The sequence below is a fragment of the Victivallis sp. Marseille-Q1083 genome, from assembly GCF_903645315.1.
Taxonomy (GTDB): domain Bacteria; phylum Verrucomicrobiota; class Lentisphaeria; order Victivallales; family Victivallaceae; genus UMGS1518.
Window position 1 is genome coordinate 2,227,686 of sequence record NZ_CAHJXL010000001.1, and the last position, 20,733, is coordinate 2,248,418.

Consider the following 20,733-nt stretch of genomic DNA (forward strand, 5'->3'; position numbering starts at 1 on the left):
TATTGTACTGCCGGACCGCAAAAAGTAAAGCCGGGCGAACTTCCTTCTTCTGATTTTTCCATCAAGCATTATCACTCCGCCGGCGGAATCAGCCAATGTTGCAGTAACCGGGCCCGAAACTCATCGGCCATGGCACCGGTTCGAGGTGAAAACACTACCAATGCCATTTCAGCAAGAATGGCTTCTGCTTCGGCTTTCCATTCAGGATCCAGCAAGGCAGCATGAACGATCAAATAATCTTCCAGACCGCTTCGCCATTGGAGGAAACGACGACTTGGCACCAATGTCCCATCGGGCGCGACATAAGTTAGTCCGTAGTTTCGGAATTTCCCTTGATAACGGAAACTGCAACTGTTCGTTGTCCAGAAGAAACACCCGTCCAAGCCGTTCAATAACGCCAACCAAGGTTGGCCGCGATACAGCGCCAGATCCTGTGCCGGCTCACAGTCACAATTGTATACATAATTCGGTTTGCCGCTTTCCCGTATGATATCGAGCTCTGTGGCGAACTGGTCTGTCACGGGGGGAAATTGCCGGGCCAATGGACACCAGGCATCGACCACGCCGACAAATGATGATATCTGGTCTTCATTGTCTACCAGATGGTCGGAAAAAATCCTGACTTCTGGATCGTGTGCTTTGATTGCCCGTGCCGAATCCAGAAAAACGTTGTCGAGAGATTCATCGTAAATACATAAATACCAGTCTTCATATCCCAACCCGGACGCTTCGAATACCGCGACAAGGCGGTCCAGCCAAGTATTATATGACGGCGTCCATCCTCCATTCTGCAAAACGAACCATACTTCAACAAAGATCGTAAATTTCAATTCAGGAGCGACGGCACGAATATTATCGATCATTCGCTCAAGCACAGCGAACTCGTCTTTTTCCCCCGGTTCCCCACGGAAAGCAAAATGAAACATATTGACCCGATTCTCAATCAGAAATCGTAAACCGGCCTGATCAGCAGCCAGAGAATAATCCCAGTGAAAGATATCCAGCGGCATTTGTTCCGGTAGCCTCAAATTCGTCACCGCGACTCGAACCGGGATGCTTTGTACTTCAAAGGCTGTGTCAAAAGGAATCATTTCCAGTTGGCCCCAATAATGGCCGGCTGCGACGTCTCTGGTGTTGAACTGCAGCTGAATACCGACCGTTTCTCCGGCCGGAAGTGTAATCATCTCTCCAGAAGCAAAAATGCGCGGGTAATCAGGATGTCCTTCGACATATTCAAGCTGATACAACGTTGAAAAAGGCGCAATTGATCCATTTACCCGAATCTGAATGTTTTGCGATTCGGTATGATAATTATGAATCAGCAAAAGCATTTCATCCGCAGCGTTGCGAGGCATCATTTTTTCCTGTAAGGCAACCGCTGCCGGTGCAACGAGGGTTTGCTTATTGAATGTCGCCATATTGTCAACTACCCGGCAGGCGATTCCCCATTTTATGGCTTCCTGCTTAGCTTGCCGGAATAAATTCACCGGTACAATACCTTCTCCAAGTACAGTCAAGAAATTCTCCATGCTCTTCAAAGAATTCCGAACCGCCGCCGTTCCGGCAAAATCTGCCGTCGGAAATTCCATTGCTTTCAACTGCAGGGCTGTTTTCTCGACAACGGCCCGTTCCGCCGGAAGCACATAACGGGCCGGGATTTGCAGCGCGCCATTCGGAATATCCAACCGGCCGGATTCATCAGCACAAACCGTAATGCCGCCAATCGCCAGAAAAGTCCCTTCACTGTTATAGTCCAAGCCGGCAGCAACACTGAGCAGATTTTCCGGACGGCTCCGCTTTATCCTAACTCGGATCACTTCCCACTCCAATGCAGTATTGCCCAATTGAACGCTGTCGCGCCAGATGCGATTCCCGTACGAAACACCGTCTGAAATTACCACTGTTGCTTTTTCCGGCTGATTGGTCAAGATAGCAACAGCAACCTCAAGTTCTTCCATATCCCCCAATTCTTCCGGCAGAAAATCACGGATCAAAAAAATCCAACTATTTGCCGCTGGAGTCCGAAGCGCCAGCACAGGCTCATCGTGATCTGTCTGCAACATTTCATATTCTCCGGAGCCCTCCCCATAATTCAGGATTTTCCATTGTTCCTGGATATGCTCTAAAGAAATAAAATCACTTCTCAACAATTCCTGTCCCTGAAGACTGGGTAAAGTCCAACCCAGCAAAACGATTGACAACAGAATCTTAAATCGTTTGATTAACAATTTTTTCCGATACACCGTTGATCCCCGATTACTTCTTTTTTTACTCAGCCTGTTTACTGATATGGCGAACTGCCGCCCATACCTTTCGCTGAAATCCAAATACACATTGAGCGGCAGAACAATTGATTATTTCCGTTAATTATTATAATTTCTCTCAACGCCGTTGACAATCAGGTAAGAAAATCCCGCTTCCCGCAGATCATTTTCACCCCAGCCAGCAACATGCCCGTCCCCAAAGGCAATATTGCCCTGATTGCCGTGATTCAAACTGACACCTCCCCCCAATGTGAAAGTATCAAAATAGATTCCGGAAATGGTGTACCCTTCATACGTTCCCCAATTGGCACGTGTATCCGCCAATACAATAAGATCGGAGGGCGCTTTCATATTGGCTGCCTTATACATCAACTCATACCAACCGCCGGAAACCGCAAAATTTCCCCACTCCTCCACCCGGGGAGTGTAATAAACATTCTTGGAGTCTTTTAAGCACGAAAGATAACCGTAACTGCACCATTGCCAAAACGTACTGTCTTCTTCATCGGTATTTGGTATTTTATTGGCCGGACAGAAGGTGCTTTGGGCTTCCAGATATTCACCCGCACCGCCCAGATTGAGATTCTTATCAGCCAACATACGTGACCAATGACAGTCACCTGTATTCTGATACCAGTAATACATGGGGAAAAGATCATCGTAATCATTGGCATAGATGGCTATTGCCAATGAACTCTGTTTTAAATTGTTGACGCAACTGACGGCAATGGCTTTCTGCTTCGCCTTGCCGAGCGCTGGCAGCAGCATTGAAGCGAGAATAGCGATGATCGCGATCACAACCAGCAATTCAATTAGTGTAAAAAGGTTATTCTTCATCTTCTGGTTTCCTTTCGTATCAAACTTGTTTGAAGAATTCATAAGATTTATAACCCATGTGCATGGCTACTCATGGGATATCGTCCCGAACCGGTGAATTGATCTTTTCACCTTTAAATTATACTGAAAATAACGAAAAAAGTCAATCTTTTCAATGTTTGCATTTTGTGATATATCATGCCATTGTAAATCTGTGGCCATATTTTATCGTAACCGGGAGCATTCCTTTATGATTGATATCGAAAAAGTCCGTTTGTGGTCGGTAGAGTTCATCGTTCAAAATCCGATCGAATATTTCCCGATTCCGGCTCGAATCGTTATGGAGCGGGAAACTGCCGGCTATCAGATTTTGGGCACGCGGCCGCCTCTGAATCAATATTTGCATGGCGGTCAATTGACTATCACACTCAGCGGCAAGGGACAGTTCCATGCCAAGAATTTCTCTCATACGCTGTTGCCTGGCGATGCGTTTTTGTACCGAATTGCTGACCCGGATGTCAGTTATTATTCCCCCCCGGATGCCAGGGAGCCGTGGAGTTTCCTCTGGGTACATTTCGACGGGATGGCCGCAGAAAAACTGATTACTGACTTGAATCGCCGTTACGGCTATCTCTTCGATGTTTCCGAAAATAAGGAGTTATTGAATATGCTGCAGCATTATCAGTCTTGGACCGGCAAGACATTTTTCCTCCATTCTTTGGAAGCGGCGAGTGCATTCTGCGAAATACATTAAATTATTTATTTTTAACTATTTACAATGCATTGAAATTTGAAAAATCCTCCAACTGAAATTATATTGTAATCTTCTAGCAATCAAAATCATAACTCCAGAAGGAGGAATAAAAACCAATGCAACTATCTTTATTCTGCGATTATCGCGGGTACGCCAACTCCAAATACGAGAGCCTGTTTCTTGCGCTGGAAGAATCTCATGCTAGTGTCGCTAAGAAGAAAGGTCCTGGTCGTATCGGCTATGGAGATTTGGCTTACCTCAAAGCATACGTTTACAAGCACGCGGAGGAAATCAAAAGCATTCCGGAGCTCTTGCGCAATCTGCAACGGAATCCGGTGATCTGCGAAATGATCGGTTTCCAGTATGATTCGCTGCCGGACTCGTCCCGTTTTTATACATTCCTGAGCAAGACAAAAAACTCCGAAATCCAGGCGATTCATCATGCGGCGGTTCAGTCGCTGATCGGCGGCGGCGTGGTTTCGCTTGACGTCCTGATCGTCGATTCCAAACCGGTCATGGCCAATACCAAGCACAACAATCCCAAAAATCCGAGTCGCTCATTGGATAAAGAGGATAAAATCCCCCGCAATCCCAAAGCGACTCTCGGCTATTATTCTTACTTGAAACAGCCATTCGGCACGGGCAAGCAATTCAGCTTTTTCTGGGGCTTCCGGACGCACGTATTGGTCTCCGAAGAAGGCGTTCCGCTGGTCGAAATCACCAAGCCGAACAACATCTCCGACGAACAGATTGCGCACTCGCTCTTACGCAAACTCAAACGGGTCTACGGACAGAAGAAAGGCCGAGTTTTTATCGCCGATTCCGCCTATGACCACCGCCAATTCTACGACTTTATCAAGGACGAAATCAAAGGCCAAGCATGCATCCCAATCAATCCGCGCAACCAGCAAGCGGCCAAACTTCTCGGCGAAAAAGGCTGTCCCATCTGTCCCGGCGGACTCGAAATGAAATATTCATGCATCACCAAGAGCGAAGGCCGCACCCGCAAGAAATTCCGCTGTCCGATCATCGCCGGAACGCGCCCGGAAAAAGCCGAATTACCTGGCCAATGCCCTTGCAATCATCAACGATTCTGTACCGGCAGCCGCTATGGCTGTACCGCTTACATCGACGTTACCGATGATGCACGCGCCCAGGTCCCGCGCCAAAGCGCATGGTACAAAGAGACTTATACCAAACGTACCGGCGTCGAACGCTATTTCTCGCGCCTCGGCTCGCGCGAGGTCGAACAGACCACGCATTTCAATTACCGAGCCATCCGCAACCAGATGAGCATTGCACATCTGACGCTCGCGCTCACCGCCGTCGCCGCCGCATTCATTCTCGAACAGCCGGACAAAATCCGCTGTTACAAATCGTTTGCTGACGCCGCATAGCTTCGCGATAATCTCAAATTTTTCAATCAACCCCGGCGAATTCACATCCGCCTTAATTCTTCACGCCTTTTTTCAGCGATTTTTTACCCAATTCTGCACCAACTCGTACTGTTTGCTTGTTTTCAAAGCTTTTGCCGGTGGCTCAAACTGCTTCCTGTTCACTTTTCCTCTATTTCGCAGAACTCATTGGAAGCGGCGAAATGGGCTATGGATTTTTTCGAATTATTATGCCGCAATCAGGAACGCAACAGAGCCGTGGAACCGGCCGCCAAGCTGTCTTTGCAAGCTCAAAGACTGATTGCTGAAGATTTGGGGCAGTCATGGAACGCCAGCCGGATAGCCCGGAAACTGGCCGTCTCCCGGGAACATCTGTGCAAAGTTTTCAAGGCGGAAACGAATCAAACCATTCACGACTATCAGAAACAGAAGCGTTTGGAACTGGCTGTGGAATTACTGACCAAAACCACGTTATCCTGTAAGGAAATTATGATGCGATGCGGCTTCGGCTCCTATTCAAGTTTCTATCGGACCGTCTGCCGCTGTTACGGACGAGCTCCAGAACTTTTCCGGTATGGCGGACAGCCCCAGTTGCCGGGCAATTGAGCCGGTTCCCTGTCCGGTATCGGGCCTGGCTGCTTGCTGAGGTTTGCCCCATCGACTTCGGTCCGTCAATTTACCGGAGTTGCCCGGCTTTTTCCGGAGTGGCGATACCGCCGTTGCCGAACATAGGCGGCGGAGTGACCAGCGTCACCGCCCGTTTTAATCGCGCTGGATTATCCGGGATCGGGGCATACTGCTTACGGCCCGCCCGGAAGTGGATGAGCAGATAATCCAGTGTTTGACTGCCGACCAGCAATGGAATGAGTTACTGGCTCTCCGCCGGGGCCGATGAAGTCGAGCCAGATCTTGGCGTGGATGGAACGCTGCGGGCAAGCGCTCTTTCAGAGTCGTCAGGATACGCTGCGCCGGTCATGGCCGGCCTGCAGCGTTCCCCACAATGTCCGGCGGTCCGGCGAGAGCGCCATGAAACTGCAGTTGGCGTTGCGTTCCAGATAGCTTTGCAGTCCTTCCCGGCTATCGGAAGCGGAAACGCACAACCCGCTGGTTTGCCGCCAGAGCGCGATGATCTGCTCGTAAAACTCCAGTTGCAGCGGTTCGATCAGAAATTCCATGACAACGTTCTCCGGCGGTTTTATTTCCAGTTGCAATTGCGTATACTGTACCGCCGGACCATCAAAAGTAAAGCCGGCAATCCCGCATGGCATGTTTTGGAAGGTTTTCTCTCGTGCGGACCGGTATTATTGCGAAGACAGCCCCAGCAAATAATAGGGAATCCGGCGGTCTCCGGTCAGGCGGATGGAAGCGATCTCCGCTTCCGGCCGCGGATTTTCCCAGACAAAATACCAGTTGCGCACCGGTTCTCCGGTGGAATCGCTCCATTCCACGCAGCGGAATTTGGGCAAATGAACATTATAATCGTCCGAAATTCCGGCAATTTCTTTCTTGAAACGGATCGGAACTGTTTGCCGTCCCCCGTCCTGATAAATGATTTCGGCCGTCGCAACGACCTGATTGGTTTTGAGCATCACATCGGCCCGACCGATGGTATGCAGGAAAAAGAGCCGCCGGGCGGATCGGTTGAGAGCGATCTCCACGGAACCGGGAAAGGCCGGATGCAGTGACGAGGCCAGCGCCACCACCGCCGGAGCTCCGTCACGTTTCGCAATTTGAAACGCGGCGGCACAGCCGAGCGGCGCGGCCAGATGCTCGAAATATCCCGGATCCGGCTCGTCGGCAAAGGGATGCGAATCCGGTGCCAGACTCAGGTTGGCGATAGGGGACAGATCCCACAGCGTCCCCGGTCCCGCCGGGTCGCTCCAGTCGGGGAACAAGCGCAGATTCAACTCATTCGTCTGCGAGAACCGTCCGGCTTCCGGCCGGTTGTCCCAGCCGTAGACGGCCGCGAACAGATAAGCGGCAACCTGGTCGGCGTGATCCGCCAGCAGCCGGTCGGTGCACTGATATCCCGCCCAGGTCGTCACCATCATGCCCAGGGCATGGTACCTTTTGATCCATTGAGCCATCGAAGCATTATTGGCCGGACTGTACCAGGTGCAGCCGATCAATTCAAAACCGGCCGCATGCAGCTTCTCGATTGCCGCCGCCGGTATGGCATCATCGTAGTTCCAGTACGCGAAGATGATATCTTTGGGTAAAGCTGCCAGCTCTTCGTCCAAATTGAAATGGCTGCCGGCTTCCCCGGCGGGCGTTGTGAACACGAACATGTCGTTCCACAGCACCATGCGCAGATCATTCCGCCTGCAGTAATCATAATAAAACAGCACATCTTCGATGATCAGCTTCCGGCCGCCGATCTGCCGGTTGGCGGGCAATTGCGGATAGGTTGCCTCATTGCCGATTTCATCGTGGCCGATATGCAGGTATTCGGGATGATTGAACACCTCGACCACCTCATCCAGCACCCGCGTCATCAACGGCCGGATGCCGGGATGACGGGCGTTGTACACCTTGAGCGTGTCATCTTCGGCCAGTTCGCGGTTCCGGCCGTTTGCAAACAGGTATTCACTGTGTCCCATCGTCTGGAACAACGGCGAAACATCGATGAAATTATCGTTGGCCAGCTCGATCAGCCGGCGCAAATCCGCCTTGCTGATCGCCCATTCCGGCCGGACGTCCCGAAGCGCCTCCCAGGCGGCGTATTCGCATTCGATGAACAGGTGGTTGATCTTGAGCGGCGCCAGGAGTTTTTCAATGATTTCGCCATGTACCTGAAGCGAGTTTTGATCCACCATGATCAACACGCTGCGCAGATCCATATCGGGAAAATCCCTGATTTCACAATGATCCTCGCGGTACATATTCAATGTTTGCAGCGCATAGAAAACTCCCCGCGGCGTGGCGGCGGTGATTTCGACCGCCTCCGGCGCGTTACGCAAACAATATTCCTCCGGTTTCAATTGCGCCGAAAAATGAACGGCAATCGTTTTGGCCGGGGCGTCGGAGTCGTCGTTCAGCCGTGCCGCCGCACGAGTCAGCCGTCCGGCGTCGGCGCCGGCAAACTCCGGCGGTAATGCCAGAGTATAGCTGACAGGCGGCAGCCGCTCGTCGCTTATCCGGGTAAATTCTTTCACCGCCGGCAGCCTGGCCGGCAGATTCTCCGGCATGGAGATCAACTGTTCAACCGGAATCGCTTCCGCGGAACCGGTCGGCGCCAGCGACTCGTCGAACGTCAGAGCCGGCTTGAAATCGAAACGGACCGCCGTCACGTTCCGGCAGCCGGTCGCTTCCGGCAGCGGAAATGCCGAGCCGATCCAGATACCGGGAGTCTCCGTATCGTAACCGACATCGAAACCGAAACCGCGCCGATCGACCATGGTCAGCGGGAAGCCGTCGAGCACCTCAACGGTATATTCGCCCCACTTGGTATGGAAAACGATTTTCGTCAGTTGTTCACAAAGCGTCCGCGCCTGCAATACCCATTCTTCGGGAATGGTTCCGTCGCGCGCCGTGCCGTCCGCCTGGGTTGCCGTGTAGGAAGCGCCGCGGATCAGCCGTTCCGGAATCATCAAGGCGGAATATTCCATTTCGGCCGGACGCCCCGGTACGGTGGCGCCGTCAAAGGTGACGATAACCTCATCCCGGCGGATTTCGACGGAATACTCATTCAAGTGAAAATCCGTCGGTGCGGGCTCGGGCTGCATCAGCAATTTATAACCGTCCGGCGTTTCGATCCGCTCTACTCCGGTTTCATTCAGCAGGGCGGTCATCAGGTAAAATTTACCCCATGGCGGTTCGACGGCAATCACCCGTGAAAAAAGCGACAGATCGACCAGACGCTGAATCGAAATTCCGGACCGGGACATTGCCGCGGTATATTCCGTGCCGGCTGCGGCGCTCAACAGCGCCGAACATATCATACAAATTCCGGCGGCCCGGAGGTTATGCCTGATGATATTTCCAATCCACTTCTGAAAGGTCATGGCGCTTCCCTGTTTTATCACGCCTCCGATTTGAAATGAAGGCGGAGTATTCCCCTCGGAGGTTGCCTGGCGTGTTCGACCGTCCTTCATTGCAGCACCTCTTCCGGCATTCGCCTGCCGGCGACTCTGCGCGGCCCGGTTTCAAACGCCATACCCTGCAGTGGTCTGGCCGGCTCCTTCCGTTTTTGCCCTCGTTCAAAATATGCGGCGATTTCCGGTTTGAGCGGCGGGATCTCCAAGCGTCTGCCGTCGCTTCGCATTGATTCATGCCCTTTCACTCCCACGGCAACTGCATTGCGGGCGGCAACCGGTGACGTTTTGATCGGGGCGTCAAAGCGGACAAAATCGATAAAGTTTCCGATAATTTCGCCATCCGAGCCGCCGTGGGAGCCACAGCCGCCTTTCAGGTGGTAAATCATATCCGGTTTTGCCCGGCTGCCGCGAGAGGTCCACACCCGGATTTCACACTCTCCTTCATCGCCGATGTTTTCTAACCGCCCCCGCGTGCCGATGAAAGTATAATTCCGTTCCGCATCCGGCGTATAATGGCACTGCATATAACACGCCTGTACGCCATTCGCCAGTTGCAGCATGATCATGTTGTGGTCTTCAATGTCGATGATCGGCGAGAGCCCGGTCTGGCTCTTCGGCGGCCAGTTGGCATCGCTCCAGGAGTTATCCCCCGGTTCGTCGGGGGAACGCCGGGCGCAGGCATCGTAGACGCTCAGTCTGCCCATGCCGCTGACTGCGTTGGTGTAACTGTTGCAGAGATAATGAATGACGTCGATGTCGTGTACGCCTTTTTGCAGCAGCAGGCCGTTGACGTAACGCCGCTCCGAATGCCAGTTCTTAAAATAAGCATCTCCTCCGTAATTGATGAAATGACGGCACCAGACTGCCTGAATGTCGCCGATCAAACCGGCGTCGATTATTTCCTTCATCCGGCCGATCACCGGATAATGGCGCATATTGTGCCCCAGAAACAGTTTATTGCCGGTTCGGCAGGCCGTTTCCAGAATACGGTCGCAGCCTTCGATGCTGATCGCCATCGGCTTTTCCAGATAGACCGCTTTGCCGGTGTAAAGGGCCGCAATTGCCATCTCTTCGTGACAGTAGTCCGGCGTCGTGATGACGACGGCATCAATGTCCTGCCGTGCAAGCAGTTCCCGGTAATCGAGGGTGGTGAAAATATTGGCGCCGAATTTTTCGCGAAATTTTGCCAGACACTCCGGCGAAAGATCCGCGCCGGCGACAATCCGTGCTTTCGTTCCGATATAATCGGCAAGGTATCCCCGCCCGCCGACTCCAATCAAGCCAATCCGCAAATCCATTGTCATTCCTCGGAAAATAGAGTAAAATTGTTTTACGACCGTTCTCGCCGCATTCGCTTCATTGTTGGACCGGCCGGCCAAACCGGCAGCTCAGGACGGGAAATCAGGAATTTTCCCATGCTGCCGAATTCGACCGGCCGGCATTCAAAATTACCGACTCAATTGGCCCGTCAATCGACCCAGCCGCCGTTCTGCCAGATTGGCCAGCACAATTGTTTCTGTTTCGCGACGATTTCCGCGCCGCGCAGCCCGATCACGCTGCCGTTGTAAAATGCCAGGTTGGTTGTCATGTCATGGCGCAGTGCGATATTGGAAGCGACCATATCCGGATTTTCACAGGCAGTCTGGTGTGGCGCAATCTCTCCTCCCCAGGTGGGATAACGGGGACCTACGGGCGATTCTCCGGTAATGTAGCAATCGGCAAAGGCGATCGGATCGGAACCATTTTTCCGGCCGGCATTCAGCACCGCTTCATAGCGTTTCGGCGAACCGGATTCCAACCCGCTGTAGCCGAAGGTCGTTGAATTGTGCCCGTAAGGCACTTTGCTGCGGTAATTGCTCCATTCCAGGAACTCAAAATCCGCTCCGGAAGCGGCAGGGCAGAGGAATACTTTATCGCCCATGCCGTAGGAATATTTCATTTCTCCCGGCCAGTAACACCAGGAAACGCTGGGACCCACGCCATTCGCCGCTTCCTCGGTATTGTAGGTAAATGCCGGCATCAGGTAATCATCGTAATCTCCCGCATAGAACAGCGACGCATAAATGATCTGCCGCAGATTGCTCCGGCAGTTGATCATCTGCGCCTTGGCTTTCGCTTTCGACAGCGCCGGCAGCAACATACTGGCAAGAATAGCAATAATAGCTATCACTACCAATAGCTCTATCAGTGTAAAATGGATTTTCTGTTTCATTTTTCATTCCTTTCACTTTCGTTGCATTTCTTTATTTTTCCGAGCATCACCCTGATGCCCGGCGTTTTTGCGGAAGCCAGGGCAAAACTGCCGATGTACTCCTGAATGCCGCATCCAGGACAGATCACATCGTATTTCCGATAATCAGCTCCGGAGAGATTTCGCAATCCACTTTGCTTCGATACCACGGATGTTTGATCTGCTTGAGCAGTTGCCGAATTGCCGTCTCTCCCATCTTTTGGGCGTTGAAGCGTATTGAAGTCAGAATCCGGCCGTCTTCCAGCGGCGCCGCAGTCCCGTAAAAACCGCAGATTCCGAAATCAGGCCCGAGCTTGAAATTATGCCGTGTCAAAACCGCCAGCATTTCAATTGCAATTATATCACTGGTGCACATGAGGAGTATCCGCCGTCGTTTTTTATTCGGTTTCATCAAAGCGAGTATCTGATCGAACTGATCGGTGAAGGCTCTTTCAGTATCGAATAAATGAACCTTGAAATCATTCCTGGCGCCGGAATCGAAATATTCCCGCATAATTTCGAATCGCTTGCAGTCATTCGGATAGCATTTCGCCCGCACGCCGATATAGATGATGTCGGTATACCGCTGGCTGGCATGGCAGAGCAGATAATCAATCCCCTGCCGGTTCTGGATGACCACCGAGCTGATCGGCAGCGCGGTTTCCCGGTTGAGCAGAATCATCGGAATCCGATTCTGCGAAAGGAACGTTTCCAGCAGGCGATCGCTGATTCTTTCATCGATGACCAGGCCGCAGACATGGCGCGACATGATCTGAAGCTGCCGCAGGATTTCCCCCCGCTTGACAAACTCGCCGGAAGCATCCGGCATCAGCGTATTGAGAATGGAGAGAACATGGGAACGCAGATAATCCATGGAATTTTCACTCAGCGTTTCTTCCATCGCGGTATTGATATTGTTGAACAGGTTGTCGTCCTGGTTGTAAGGACGATGTGGCCGGACAAACAAGCCGATGGTATTGCCGACCATTTCCTGCTCCAACTGACTTTCGATGGTCCGGGACCGTTCGGTCACCCGGAAAGAACGGCCGCATTTCCGAACGATACCGTACCGGATCAGCTCCTTCAGGCTGTGCCGGACCGTCAGATGGCTGACGCCGTAAGTCCGGCAGATCCTGTCGATTGTGGGCAATGAATCATTGACCTTCAATTCTCCGGAATAGATCCGATTGCTCAACTCTTCAGCAATTTTCTCATACAAGTACTCGTTCACCGCATTCACCTGTCATGCCCGGTTGGTTGTTGACAAGAAAAGTATAGTGAAAAGCAACGGAAAAGTCAATAGAAATACATTGAAAAATAATAATTTATAAAAAAAATAATATTATTATAATATCTTTGTATAATAAACGCTTCCCGTCTGCCCGGTTCATTCTGGCGGCCTGGCCGCTCCGAAGCGCCTGGGCGGAAAAATACCCTGCAATCAAATATTTTGCCGGACGGATTTGCGAATTTTCCTTCCCGGCAGTACAGTATGAATCCGGCAAGAAAAATGGAAAACGCCGGCCATAAAGCTGTAAGGAGCAGGATTGATGAAAAAACGTTTGCGGAAAAAACTGCGGGTCGGCGAATTCAAAGAGTTGTGTTTTGAGTTTTCCGGCAAGTTGACTGAAATGGACGACGCGGCATCGGATGCCTTTATCGATAAGTTCGTCGAACTGGTGGAGCATTGCCAACTCTGCTGCCACGGCGTTTTCGGCGACGGTGAAATTGAATTGTGCATGGAAACCGGACCGGTCGATACGGACAATGCCGAACGCCGTCAGGCTTTCCTCGACGGCCTGAAAGAGCTGCCGCAAATCACCAGTTTCGAAGCGACCGAACTGGCCTGAAAATCCCGGGGCGAACCGGATTCCAGGGCGTCATTTCAGAATGGCGCCCTTTTTTCGTCATCGCTTTCTGCCGGCGGCAAACCGGTTGAATCCGTTGTAATCCTGGTGCAATTCGATTGCATGAAACGAGCCGGACCGGCGCAGCAGCGCGGCGACGCTTTCTCCCTGGTCGGCGCCGTTTTCCAGAATCAGCAGGCCGTCGGGTTGCAGGTAGTCCGGCGCCTGTTCGATGGTTTGGCGGATCAGCGCGAGTCCTGCTTCCGGCGCCGTCAGGGCCAGCGCCGGTTCGTAATCGCGCACCTCCGGCTCCAGCTGACGATATTCCGCTTCGCTGACGTAAGGCAGGTTGGCGGTGATGGCGGCAAACCGCCGCCCGGCAACCCCGCTGAACAGATCGCTCTCCAGCAATGTGACATTGGCCAGAGCGTAGTTGCGGCGATTGCGCTCCGCCACCGCCAGTGCCCGGGGGCTGATGTCGACGGCGGTTACCATCAAATCGGGCCGCTCAAACGCCAGGCTCAGCGCAATCGCTCCGCTGCCGGTGCCGATATCCAGCACGTCGGCCTGCGGCGGCAGGCTTTCCAGCACCAGTTCCACCAGCAGTTCGGTTTCCGGCCGGGGAATCAGAACATCCGGCGTCACTTCCAGCATCAGGTTCATGAAGGGCGCGACGCCCTCGATATATTGCCAGGGCTCCCGGCGGCGGCGGCGGCACAACAATGGCTCAAGCGCCGCTTCGACCGCCGGATCGACCGCTTCCTGCCGGTGCAGAAACAGTTCCGGGCGGCGACAATGCAACACTGCCGCCAACATCAGTTCGGCTTCGACCGAAGCCGCTTCGATCCCGGCGGCAGCCAGTTGCCGCTGCAATTGCAGCAGCAGCGTCTGATAATTTTTGGCGGTCACGTCTGACCGCCGGAAACTTCGTTCAACAGGTCCCTGAACTCCTCCGGCGAAACCTGCGACAACTTCTTGCCGCGGGCGGCAAGTTGCTCATTGACTTTGATGGCGGTCTCGGTCATCCGCTCGTGCGTCTCTTCCGAGCCGCCGACCAGGTAAAAGTTTTCCCCTTTGGTGATCCGCTTGTGACCGTCCCGATTGTCGAGTCCGACGCCCATTATCCAGGCGTCAGGCATCGATGGCTTACGCTCCAGATTCATAAGCTCGTACCTCCACAATGTTTTGCTGACCGGCTTACTATACCACCTTTTCCGGAAAAACCCAATTCCGGTGCCGGGTTGACAGCATTTCTCCTCTGGTAGAGACAAGCAAATCAACAAAAGGAGCGAAATTGAAAACAAAAAAATTTCATCGGACCGCCGATCAGGAACGGGCGCTGACGCTGCTGGGCGGTCCGGCGCATGGCGTGCTGCTGTTCGGCGGCTCGCGTTCCGGCAAAACCTTCATCATCGTTTACGCGCTGCTGATCCGGGCGCTGAAAGCGCACGGCAGCCGCCATGCGATCCTGCGGCTGCACGGCAATACGGTCCGGCAGTCGATCCTGGCCGACACACTGCCGAAGGTCCGGACCTTGTGCTTCCCGCATCTCAATCTGACGGAACACCGGACCGACGGATTGGTCAAGCTGCCGAACGGGTCGGAACTCTGGTTCGGCGGACTGGACCGCGACAGCCGTTCGGAAAAAATTCTCGGCCGGGAATTCGCCACCATCTATTTCAACGAATGTTCCGAATTGGATTATGCCGCCGTCGTTCTGGCGATGACCCGGCTGGCCCAGCGGACTTCCCTGATCAACCGCGCTTATTTCGACTGCAATCCGCCGGGGAAATCGCATTGGACATATCAGTTGTTCATCCGCAAAATCGATCCGGCCACCGGGGAGGCGGTGACGTTTCCCGACAATTACGCCGCGCTGCTGATGAACCCGGCCGGCAATGCCGCCAACCTGCCGCCGGCCTATCTGACTGAAACGCTGGGCGGACTTTCCGGGCGGCAGCGGGCCCGTTTCCTGGAGGGAAAGTTTCTCGATGACCTGGCCGGCGCGTTGTGGCGGCGCGAATGGATCGACCGGGCCCGGCTGCAAACGCTGCCGGTCGATTTGCGCCGCGTCGTCGTCGGCGTCGACCCGGCCGTCAGCTCCGGCGCCGACGCCGACGAAAGCGGCATCGTCGCCGCCGGACTGGGAGAGGACGGCCATTACTATGTACTGGGCGACTGGTCGCGGCGCGGCACGCCGCTGGAATGGGCCCGGGCAGTCGGCGCCGCTTACGCCGCCAGCCGGGCCGACCGGATCATCGGGGAAGTCAACAACGGCGGCGACCTGATCGAATTGGCACTCCGCAGCGTCAACGCCGATTTAAGCTACCAGGCCGTCCGGGCGACCCGCGGGAAATATCTGCGGGCCGAACCGGTGGCGGCGCTGTACGAACAGCGGAAGGTGCACCATGTCGGCAGTTTCCCGGCGTTGGAAGAGCAGCTCTGCAGCTACGTGCCGGGCCGTTACGCCGGCAGTCCGGACCGTCTGGACGCGCTGGTCTGGGCGTTGACCGACCTGATGGCGGTTCGGGCGGAAAGTCGAATGATTCTGGCTTAAAAACACCATTTTTCCAATGCCGCCGGACAATGCGGGTTGCCGAATCGCCGTTGACGGTGTAAATTCCAGAGATCTTATACAGTAATTCTGGAAGTATGACATGGCGCAATTCAATATCGTTTTGGTTCATCCCGAGATTCCCCAGAATACCGGCAACATCGGCCGGTTATGCGTTTCGACCGACAGCCGGCTGCATCTGGTGAAGCCGCTGGGTTTTTCACTGGAGGACAAATATCTGAAGCGTTCCGGCATGGATTACTGGCCGCATCTGGATTTGCACGTCTATGAGACCTGGGAAGCGTTTCTGACCGTCAACACGCCGGAAACGCTCTTCTTTCTGTCGACCCGCGGCCGGCGTTCCTTCTGGGACTGCCGTTATCCGGACGGCTGTTATCTGGTTTTCGGCAACGAAGGGCATGGCCTGCCGCCGGAGTTTTACGAGCGCTATCAGCACAGCCTGCTGACGATTCCGATGCGCGGTCAATTCCACCGCAGTTTCAATTTGGCCAATTCCGTCGCAATCACGCTGTTCGAAGCCTTGCGCCAGCAGGAGGGATAAATCGTTATGGAGCTACGCAGCAATCTTTCCCCGTTCAGTTGTCTTCTGCTTTCCGTCGTCGTCATCCTGCTGCTGCCGGTACTGCTGATCGCCGGCTTGATCCTGCTGCTGCTGGGCCGCCCGTTGATTCCGCCGGCGCTGCGGACCATGAACCATCGCCGCCGGCCGCCGGAACCGGCCGCCCGTCCGGCCGAACCGCCGGCTTCAGAGGACGTGATCGACGTCGAGGCGCTGGAAATCAAAACCGAGAGCCGCCAACTGGCCGATGACCGGCAGGATTCCTGAGGGCGGCGGGGTAAGTCGCTGAGCTGCATCGATGCTTCGGCAGGGGGGGGACGTGTCACAGTTTGCCGGCCGAATTGGACTTCATACGGGTCATCCAGTTCGAATTGCGCACCGTCAGCACCGCGTACGGCACCAGCCAGAACAGCGTCAGCACATGAAAAATACCGTAGAAATAACAGTACCAGATCAGCCGGTTGGAATTGCGTTGCAGATTGACTGCCGCCGGCAGGGTTGCCCACAGCAACGCCATCGCGATGATGCTCAACAGCAATTCCCCCTGGGTGGCGAAAATATTGTAAATCGAACCCCAGATCATCAGGGCCGGCAGCAGTGTCATCAGCGAATACTGCAACAGGGTGAACAGCATGAACCAGCGTCGCGCGTCCAGCCAATCGAAGTCCTTGAAGATGAAGGTGTACATTTTTAGATTTTCCCGGATGTTGCTGCGTTCCCAACGCAGCAGCATTTTGGAAAAACCCCAATAACTTTCCGGGACATTGGTGGTGATGAAAGCCGAACGCTGCATGACTACCCCATAGCCCTGCTTCAAAATCAGATTGGTCATCGCCCGGTCCTCGCCGATGCCGGCCGGCTGGCCCATGAAACACTGTTCCAGCCAGCCGGTCAATACCGGCATCACCACCGAACGCCGGTAGGCGCTCAACGCTCCGGGCGTGCAGAAGACGCTTTTGAACACACTTTGGCCGCCGCGGATGAAATCGAAGGCGAAAGTGAAACCGGCATCCAGCATCGGCGGAAAAATGCCGCAGGCGGAATTGGCCACCCGGACGTTGCCGGCCACCGCGCCGATCGACGAATCGCGGACAAAGGGACTGACCATGCGCGCCAGGGCATCCGGCTCGACCATCGAATCGCTGTCCACGGTGATGAAAATTTCGCCGCTGCCGCTGGAGAAACCGCGGTAAAGTGCATAACGCTTGCCATGATTTTCCGGACAATCGATCACCCGGATCCGGCCCTTGAAATGGTTGGCGGCTATCCGCATCCAGCGCAGCGTATCATCGATGCTGCCGTCGTTGACGGCGATGATTTCCAACTTATCGGCCGGATAATTGCTCCGGCAGATGCTTTCGAGCGCTTCGGAAATATGTTCGCCTTCATTGTACGCCGGAATGATCACAGTGCATTTCGGCAGCTCTTCCGGCGGAACGGGCGGAATTTCCCGATAGAAGTGATAACGGGCAATCGCGATGACGAAAAAATAACTCAGCGGCCAGAACAGCAGTAGCAGCGACAGTCCCAGAGTCCAGCGGTGAAAGGAGTTGTTTTCTTCCACCCAGCAGTCATAATACTGACTGCAGATGAATACCGCCAGGCCAAAGACCATTATCAGGACCACTACCCGGCCCAACTGTTTCCAGCACCACATGCTATGCCACCAAAATTTCCCTCGCTTAAAGAAGTTTACTATAGCATACTTTTCATTAAAGACAACCGAAACTTTATTTTGGACCGCATTCCGGTCGTTCAGACGATCGTATAACCGCCGTCGGCCAGCCAATTCGCCCCGACGACAAAGCTGGCGTCGTCACTGGCCAGGAAGAGCACCACCCGGGCGATCTCCTCCGGTCGGCCGAAGCGCTTCAGCGGCTGCAGGGCCTTGAAGCTTTCCAGCCCCTTTTGCAGGTCGCCGGTATCGCGGGCGCCGTCATATAAGCCGGGCGTTTCGGTCGTGCCGGGCGCGACGGCGTTCACCCTGATTCCGTACGGCAATAAAGCGACAGCGGCGGCGCGGGTCAGCGAGGCGACCCCGCCCTTGGAGGCGTGATAAGCCAGGTAGCCCGGCGAACCGACGACGGCGAATGTCGAAGAGAAATTGACGATGACACCGGGCTTCCGCTGGTCGATCATGATTCTGGCGGCATCGCGCAGGAAGCGAAAAGCGCCGGTCAGATTGATGTTGATCACCTCTTCGAATTCGGCATCGCTGGTTTCCAGCAGCGGTTTGTTCAACTGGACCGCCGCGTCGTTGACCAGAATGTCGACCGTGCCGTATTCCCGCAGCACCGCCTGTAACGCCTCGCCGACCTGCCGGCCGTTTCCGACATCGCAGCAAACCCCAAACGCCCGGCCGCCGTGCTGCCGGATGGCTTGAACGGTCGCCTCGCCGGCCGGCCGGTCACGGTCGACCACCGCCACCCGGGCGCCTTCCCGGGCGAATAATTCGGCGGTCGCCCGGCCAATTCCCCTGCCGGCTCCGGTAATGACGGCAACTTTGTCCTGTAATTTCATTTCTGCTCCCGGTTTCAATGGTTGTGTCGTTCGCACGACGTTTAAAATTCACAATGTTTGCCGGAAACGCTGCCGATCCAGGCAATGTCGCCGGCGGAAATTTCAAACTCCTTGCCGGCCGGATTGTCACTGGTCAGCAGGATGATTTCGCCGATCCGGCGATAACGTTTACAGACGATACAGTCCGGATATTTGGCGCAGTCGCCGAATTTGACGACGACGATTTTGCCGTTGCCGATCTCTTCCAGCGTAAAGCGCTGCTCGCAAAAGATGATTTCACCGTCCAGGATGGTCGGTTCCATCGACTGCCCGGTCACCCGGAATGCCTGGGTGTGGCGCCGGGTGCCCATCGGCGCCGGCACGGTTTCGGTCTGCACCGGATCCCAATGCGCCAGGACCGCCTGCTCATCGCCGCAAAGCAATTCGATGTGGCCGGCCGCATTGGCCCAATCGACCACCGGAATCGGCCGGATCAGCATGCCGCCGTGATTGTAAATGCCTTCCGGCGCCAGCAATTCCCGTTCGGCCGGTGAAATCGGCGCATTGTCCTGATGGAGGCCGAGGCCGTCGAATACCGCCGAAAGCACATCGGGAAACCAGTTCAGTTTGCCGCTCAGCAATCGTTCGATGCTGTGCGTGCTGTCGTAACCGATCTGCCGCTTGAGTTCCTGGGCGGAGAGGATGCCGCGGGCCATCATCGCATCTTTGATGAATTCCCGCAATTCCGGTGTATTCCGGATGGTGTCCGGGGCCGCCGGGGGGGCTGCGGACTCGGCGGACACCGCCTCCGGCATGGCTTCCGCCTCGAAAATCGCCGACCCGAAAATTTCTTCCAGCTTGGGGTAATATTTGACCGGAATCGCTTTTTTGCCCTTTTCCCACAACGAGACGTTCTGCTTGATGATGCCGCCGAGCCGCCGGCCGAGCTCTTCCTGGGTGATATTGCGAATCAGCCGCTGATAGTGCAGCTTTCTGCCGGATATTTTCATCGGGGTCTCCTGTCGTTATTGTATGATTTATATAACAATATATAATAAATTTTAAAAAAATCTACTTTTTTATCGGAAAAATTTGAAATTATATTTTGTTTAATTATGTTATACATATAATTCCGGAACCGGAAGCGTTTTCAGGCGGGCTGGAGGATGCTCGACCTGTTTGTATAACTAAGTAAAACAAAAAACGGTGTCATCCAAAATGAAGGAGCCAGGAAAAGATGACTGCGACGCGTCAACAAATCGAACAGGCCAAAGCCAAACTGGAGTTGCTGGAGGAGCTGGAGTTGTTGGAAACCGAATTCAAACTGATTGAAAATGAATATCGGCTCCGCAAAACCCGGCTCGAAACGAAATTGAACGCCTTACAACCTGAAGGAGAGTAACCATGCATTCCGTCGAAAACAAAATTCACACCCGTTCCGGCTACATCAACCTCACTTTCGACCAGATTGCGCTGGAAACCGGCCGGCCGTTCGGGCTCAACATCGTCGGCAGCGAGGGCCGGGGAATCGAAACCGGCGACAGCCGGGATCGTAACGGCGAAAGCGTGAAGCTTTCCGAAGTAATGCTGTACATGACGCTGAACCGTTCGGACATGATCGCCCTGGCGCTGGGCGTGGCGGCGGTCCTCGAGCAATACGGCAATTCCGTCCTCGCCGATTTATTGGAAAATCAGGCTGCTGCGCTGAAAAATTCCACCGCGCCGGCAATCTGATCCGTTCGAACGCCGGCTGCGGTC

Annotated in this window: 21 protein-coding genes; 9 read left to right on the forward strand and 12 right to left on the reverse strand. The window is 54.2% G+C overall.

Features of this window, described 5'->3' with window-relative positions; translation table 11 throughout:
* Nucleotides 1–71: 71 nt before the first annotated feature.
* Entirely contained in the window at nucleotides 72–2,228 is a 2,157-nt protein-coding gene (locus HWX74_RS09055) for a hypothetical protein (RefSeq protein ID WP_176013230.1), read from the reverse strand.
* Nucleotides 2,229–2,363: 135 nt separating this feature from the next.
* Nucleotides 2,364–3,101 (reverse strand): prepilin-type N-terminal cleavage/methylation domain-containing protein, encoded by a 738-nt coding sequence (locus HWX74_RS09060; protein ID WP_176013231.1) that lies wholly within the window; start codon nucleotides 3,099–3,101, stop codon nucleotides 2,364–2,366.
* A gap of 229 nt (nucleotides 3,102–3,330) precedes the next feature.
* On the opposite strand from HWX74_RS09060, the gene HWX74_RS09065 reads away from it, so the two are divergent.
* The 3 genes from HWX74_RS09065 (at nucleotide 3,331) to HWX74_RS09075 (ending at nucleotide 5,834) form a co-directional block, all read left to right on the forward strand.
* Nucleotides 3,331–3,834, forward strand: a complete 504-nt coding sequence (locus HWX74_RS09065; RefSeq protein ID WP_176013232.1) for an AraC family ligand binding domain-containing protein — start codon at nucleotides 3,331–3,333, stop codon at nucleotides 3,832–3,834.
* Between the two features lie 116 nt (nucleotides 3,835–3,950).
* Nucleotides 3,951–5,231, forward strand: coding sequence for a transposase (locus HWX74_RS09070; protein ID WP_176013233.1), 1,281 nt, complete (start codon nucleotides 3,951–3,953; stop codon nucleotides 5,229–5,231).
* Between the two features lie 207 nt (nucleotides 5,232–5,438).
* A complete protein-coding gene (locus tag HWX74_RS09075; protein WP_176013234.1) occupies nucleotides 5,439–5,834 on the forward strand; it encodes an AraC family transcriptional regulator in 396 nt (131 codons plus the stop codon).
* 347 nt (nucleotides 5,835–6,181) lie between these two features.
* Here the strand turns inward: HWX74_RS09075 and HWX74_RS09080 are convergent, their stop codons facing one another.
* The 5 genes from HWX74_RS09080 to HWX74_RS09100 all read right to left on the reverse strand — a co-directional run bounded on the left by HWX74_RS09080 (nucleotide 6,182) and on the right by HWX74_RS09100 (nucleotide 12,726).
* On the reverse strand, nucleotides 6,182–6,403 hold the full coding sequence (locus HWX74_RS09080) for a hypothetical protein (protein WP_176013235.1): 222 nt from the start codon (nucleotides 6,401–6,403) through the stop codon (nucleotides 6,182–6,184).
* A gap of 126 nt (nucleotides 6,404–6,529) precedes the next feature.
* Nucleotides 6,530–9,169 (reverse strand): glycoside hydrolase family 20 zincin-like fold domain-containing protein, encoded by a 2,640-nt coding sequence (locus tag HWX74_RS09085; RefSeq protein ID WP_176013236.1) that lies wholly within the window; start codon nucleotides 9,167–9,169, stop codon nucleotides 6,530–6,532.
* A gap of 149 nt (nucleotides 9,170–9,318) precedes the next feature.
* Complete coding sequence (locus HWX74_RS09090) at nucleotides 9,319–10,563, reverse strand: Gfo/Idh/MocA family protein (protein ID WP_217704905.1); 1,245 nt, start codon at nucleotides 10,561–10,563, stop codon at nucleotides 9,319–9,321.
* A 170-nt stretch (nucleotides 10,564–10,733) separates the two neighbouring features.
* On the reverse strand, nucleotides 10,734–11,477 hold the full coding sequence (locus HWX74_RS09095) for a type II secretion system protein (RefSeq protein ID WP_176013238.1): 744 nt from the start codon (nucleotides 11,475–11,477) through the stop codon (nucleotides 10,734–10,736).
* A gap of 124 nt (nucleotides 11,478–11,601) precedes the next feature.
* On the reverse strand, nucleotides 11,602–12,726 hold the full coding sequence (locus HWX74_RS09100) for a GntR family transcriptional regulator (RefSeq protein ID WP_176013239.1): 1,125 nt from the start codon (nucleotides 12,724–12,726) through the stop codon (nucleotides 11,602–11,604).
* Nucleotides 12,727–13,045: 319 nt separating this feature from the next.
* Here HWX74_RS09100 and HWX74_RS09105 point away from each other — a divergent pair, with 319 nt between their 5' ends.
* Nucleotides 13,046–13,345 (forward strand): 50S ribosome-binding protein YggL, encoded by a 300-nt coding sequence (locus HWX74_RS09105; protein ID WP_176013240.1) that lies wholly within the window; start codon nucleotides 13,046–13,048, stop codon nucleotides 13,343–13,345.
* A gap of 57 nt (nucleotides 13,346–13,402) precedes the next feature.
* Here the strand turns inward: HWX74_RS09105 and prmC are convergent, their stop codons facing one another.
* Nucleotides 13,403–14,251 (reverse strand): peptide chain release factor N(5)-glutamine methyltransferase, encoded by an 849-nt coding sequence (prmC, locus tag HWX74_RS09110; RefSeq protein WP_176013241.1) that lies wholly within the window; start codon nucleotides 14,249–14,251, stop codon nucleotides 13,403–13,405.
* A complete protein-coding gene (locus tag HWX74_RS09115) occupies nucleotides 14,248–14,505 on the reverse strand; it encodes a hypothetical protein (protein ID WP_176013242.1) in 258 nt (85 codons plus the stop codon). Before HWX74_RS09115 ends, prmC begins: the two co-directional genes overlap by 4 nt.
* 131 nt (nucleotides 14,506–14,636) lie before the next feature.
* Here HWX74_RS09115 and HWX74_RS09120 point away from each other — a divergent pair, with 131 nt between their 5' ends.
* From HWX74_RS09120 to HWX74_RS09130, 3 genes are all read left to right on the forward strand, one after another.
* Nucleotides 14,637–15,899 carry a phage terminase large subunit gene (locus tag HWX74_RS09120; RefSeq protein WP_217704906.1) on the forward strand — a complete coding sequence of 421 codons (1,263 nt, stop codon included), beginning with the start codon at nucleotides 14,637–14,639 and terminating at the stop codon, nucleotides 15,897–15,899.
* A gap of 100 nt (nucleotides 15,900–15,999) precedes the next feature.
* Entirely contained in the window at nucleotides 16,000–16,458 is a 459-nt protein-coding gene (locus HWX74_RS09125; RefSeq protein ID WP_176013243.1) for a tRNA (cytidine(34)-2'-O)-methyltransferase, read from the forward strand.
* Between the two features lie 6 nt (nucleotides 16,459–16,464).
* The gene (locus HWX74_RS09130; protein WP_176013244.1) at nucleotides 16,465–16,743 is read left to right on the forward strand and encodes a hypothetical protein; all 279 of its coding nucleotides are present in this window, start codon (nucleotides 16,465–16,467) and stop codon (nucleotides 16,741–16,743) included.
* A gap of 55 nt (nucleotides 16,744–16,798) precedes the next feature.
* On the opposite strand, the gene HWX74_RS09135 is transcribed toward HWX74_RS09130, so the two are convergent.
* The 3 genes from HWX74_RS09135 to HWX74_RS09145 form a co-directional block, all read right to left on the reverse strand.
* On the reverse strand, nucleotides 16,799–18,133 hold the full coding sequence (locus tag HWX74_RS09135; RefSeq protein ID WP_176013245.1) for a glycosyltransferase: 1,335 nt from the start codon (nucleotides 18,131–18,133) through the stop codon (nucleotides 16,799–16,801).
* 98 nt (nucleotides 18,134–18,231) lie between these two features.
* Nucleotides 18,232–18,996, reverse strand: a complete 765-nt coding sequence (locus HWX74_RS09140) for an SDR family NAD(P)-dependent oxidoreductase (RefSeq protein ID WP_176013246.1) — start codon at nucleotides 18,994–18,996, stop codon at nucleotides 18,232–18,234.
* A 41-nt stretch (nucleotides 18,997–19,037) separates the two neighbouring features.
* Nucleotides 19,038–19,985 (reverse strand): helix-turn-helix transcriptional regulator, encoded by a 948-nt coding sequence (locus HWX74_RS09145; protein ID WP_176013247.1) that lies wholly within the window; start codon nucleotides 19,983–19,985, stop codon nucleotides 19,038–19,040.
* Nucleotides 19,986–20,212: 227 nt separating this feature from the next.
* On the opposite strand from HWX74_RS09145, the gene HWX74_RS09150 reads away from it, so the two are divergent.
* Together HWX74_RS09150 and HWX74_RS09155 are read left to right on the forward strand one after the other, a co-directional pair.
* Nucleotides 20,213–20,377: a hypothetical protein gene (locus tag HWX74_RS09150; RefSeq protein ID WP_176013248.1), complete on the forward strand. Its 165-nt coding sequence runs from the start codon at nucleotides 20,213–20,215 to the stop codon at nucleotides 20,375–20,377.
* 2 nt (nucleotides 20,378–20,379) lie between these two features.
* Entirely contained in the window at nucleotides 20,380–20,709 is a 330-nt protein-coding gene (locus HWX74_RS09155; protein WP_176013249.1) for a hypothetical protein, read from the forward strand.
* The last annotated feature ends 24 nt before the right edge of the window (nucleotides 20,710–20,733 follow it).

Bases quoted from the DNA above. Each gene is read 5' to 3' on its own strand.
- HWX74_RS09060 (WP_176013231.1), bottom strand. From the start codon at position 3,101: ATGAAGAATAACCTTTTTACACTAATTGAATTGCTGGTTGTGATCGCG.
- HWX74_RS09065 (WP_176013232.1), top strand. From the start codon at position 3,331: ATGATTGATATCGAAAAAGTCCGTTTGTGGTCGGTAGAGTTCATCGTT.
- HWX74_RS09070 (WP_176013233.1), top strand. From the start codon at position 3,951: ATGCAACTATCTTTATTCTGCGATTATCGCGGGTACGCCAACTCCAAA.
- HWX74_RS09075 (WP_176013234.1), top strand. From the start codon at position 5,439: ATGGATTTTTTCGAATTATTATGCCGCAATCAGGAACGCAACAGAGCC.
- HWX74_RS09080 (WP_176013235.1), bottom strand. From the start codon at position 6,403: ATGGAATTTCTGATCGAACCGCTGCAACTGGAGTTTTACGAGCAGATC.
- HWX74_RS09085 (WP_176013236.1), bottom strand. From the start codon at position 9,169: ATGATATGTTCGGCGCTGTTGAGCGCCGCAGCCGGCACGGAATATACC.
- HWX74_RS09090 (WP_217704905.1), bottom strand. From the start codon at position 10,563: ATGGATTTGCGGATTGGCTTGATTGGAGTCGGCGGGCGGGGATACCTT.
- HWX74_RS09095 (WP_176013238.1), bottom strand. From the start codon at position 11,477: ATGAAACAGAAAATCCATTTTACACTGATAGAGCTATTGGTAGTGATA.
- HWX74_RS09105 (WP_176013240.1), top strand. From the start codon at position 13,046: ATGAAAAAACGTTTGCGGAAAAAACTGCGGGTCGGCGAATTCAAAGAG.
- HWX74_RS09115 (WP_176013242.1), bottom strand. From the start codon at position 14,505: ATGAATCTGGAGCGTAAGCCATCGATGCCTGACGCCTGGATAATGGGC.
- HWX74_RS09125 (WP_176013243.1), top strand. From the start codon at position 16,000: ATGGCGCAATTCAATATCGTTTTGGTTCATCCCGAGATTCCCCAGAAT.
- HWX74_RS09130 (WP_176013244.1), top strand. From the start codon at position 16,465: ATGGAGCTACGCAGCAATCTTTCCCCGTTCAGTTGTCTTCTGCTTTCC.
- HWX74_RS09135 (WP_176013245.1), bottom strand. From the start codon at position 18,133: ATGTGGTGCTGGAAACAGTTGGGCCGGGTAGTGGTCCTGATAATGGTC.
- HWX74_RS09140 (WP_176013246.1), bottom strand. From the start codon at position 18,996: ATGAAATTACAGGACAAAGTTGCCGTCATTACCGGAGCCGGCAGGGGA.
- HWX74_RS09145 (WP_176013247.1), bottom strand. From the start codon at position 19,985: ATGAAAATATCCGGCAGAAAGCTGCACTATCAGCGGCTGATTCGCAAT.
- HWX74_RS09150 (WP_176013248.1), top strand. From the start codon at position 20,213: ATGACTGCGACGCGTCAACAAATCGAACAGGCCAAAGCCAAACTGGAG.
- HWX74_RS09155 (WP_176013249.1), top strand. From the start codon at position 20,380: ATGCATTCCGTCGAAAACAAAATTCACACCCGTTCCGGCTACATCAAC.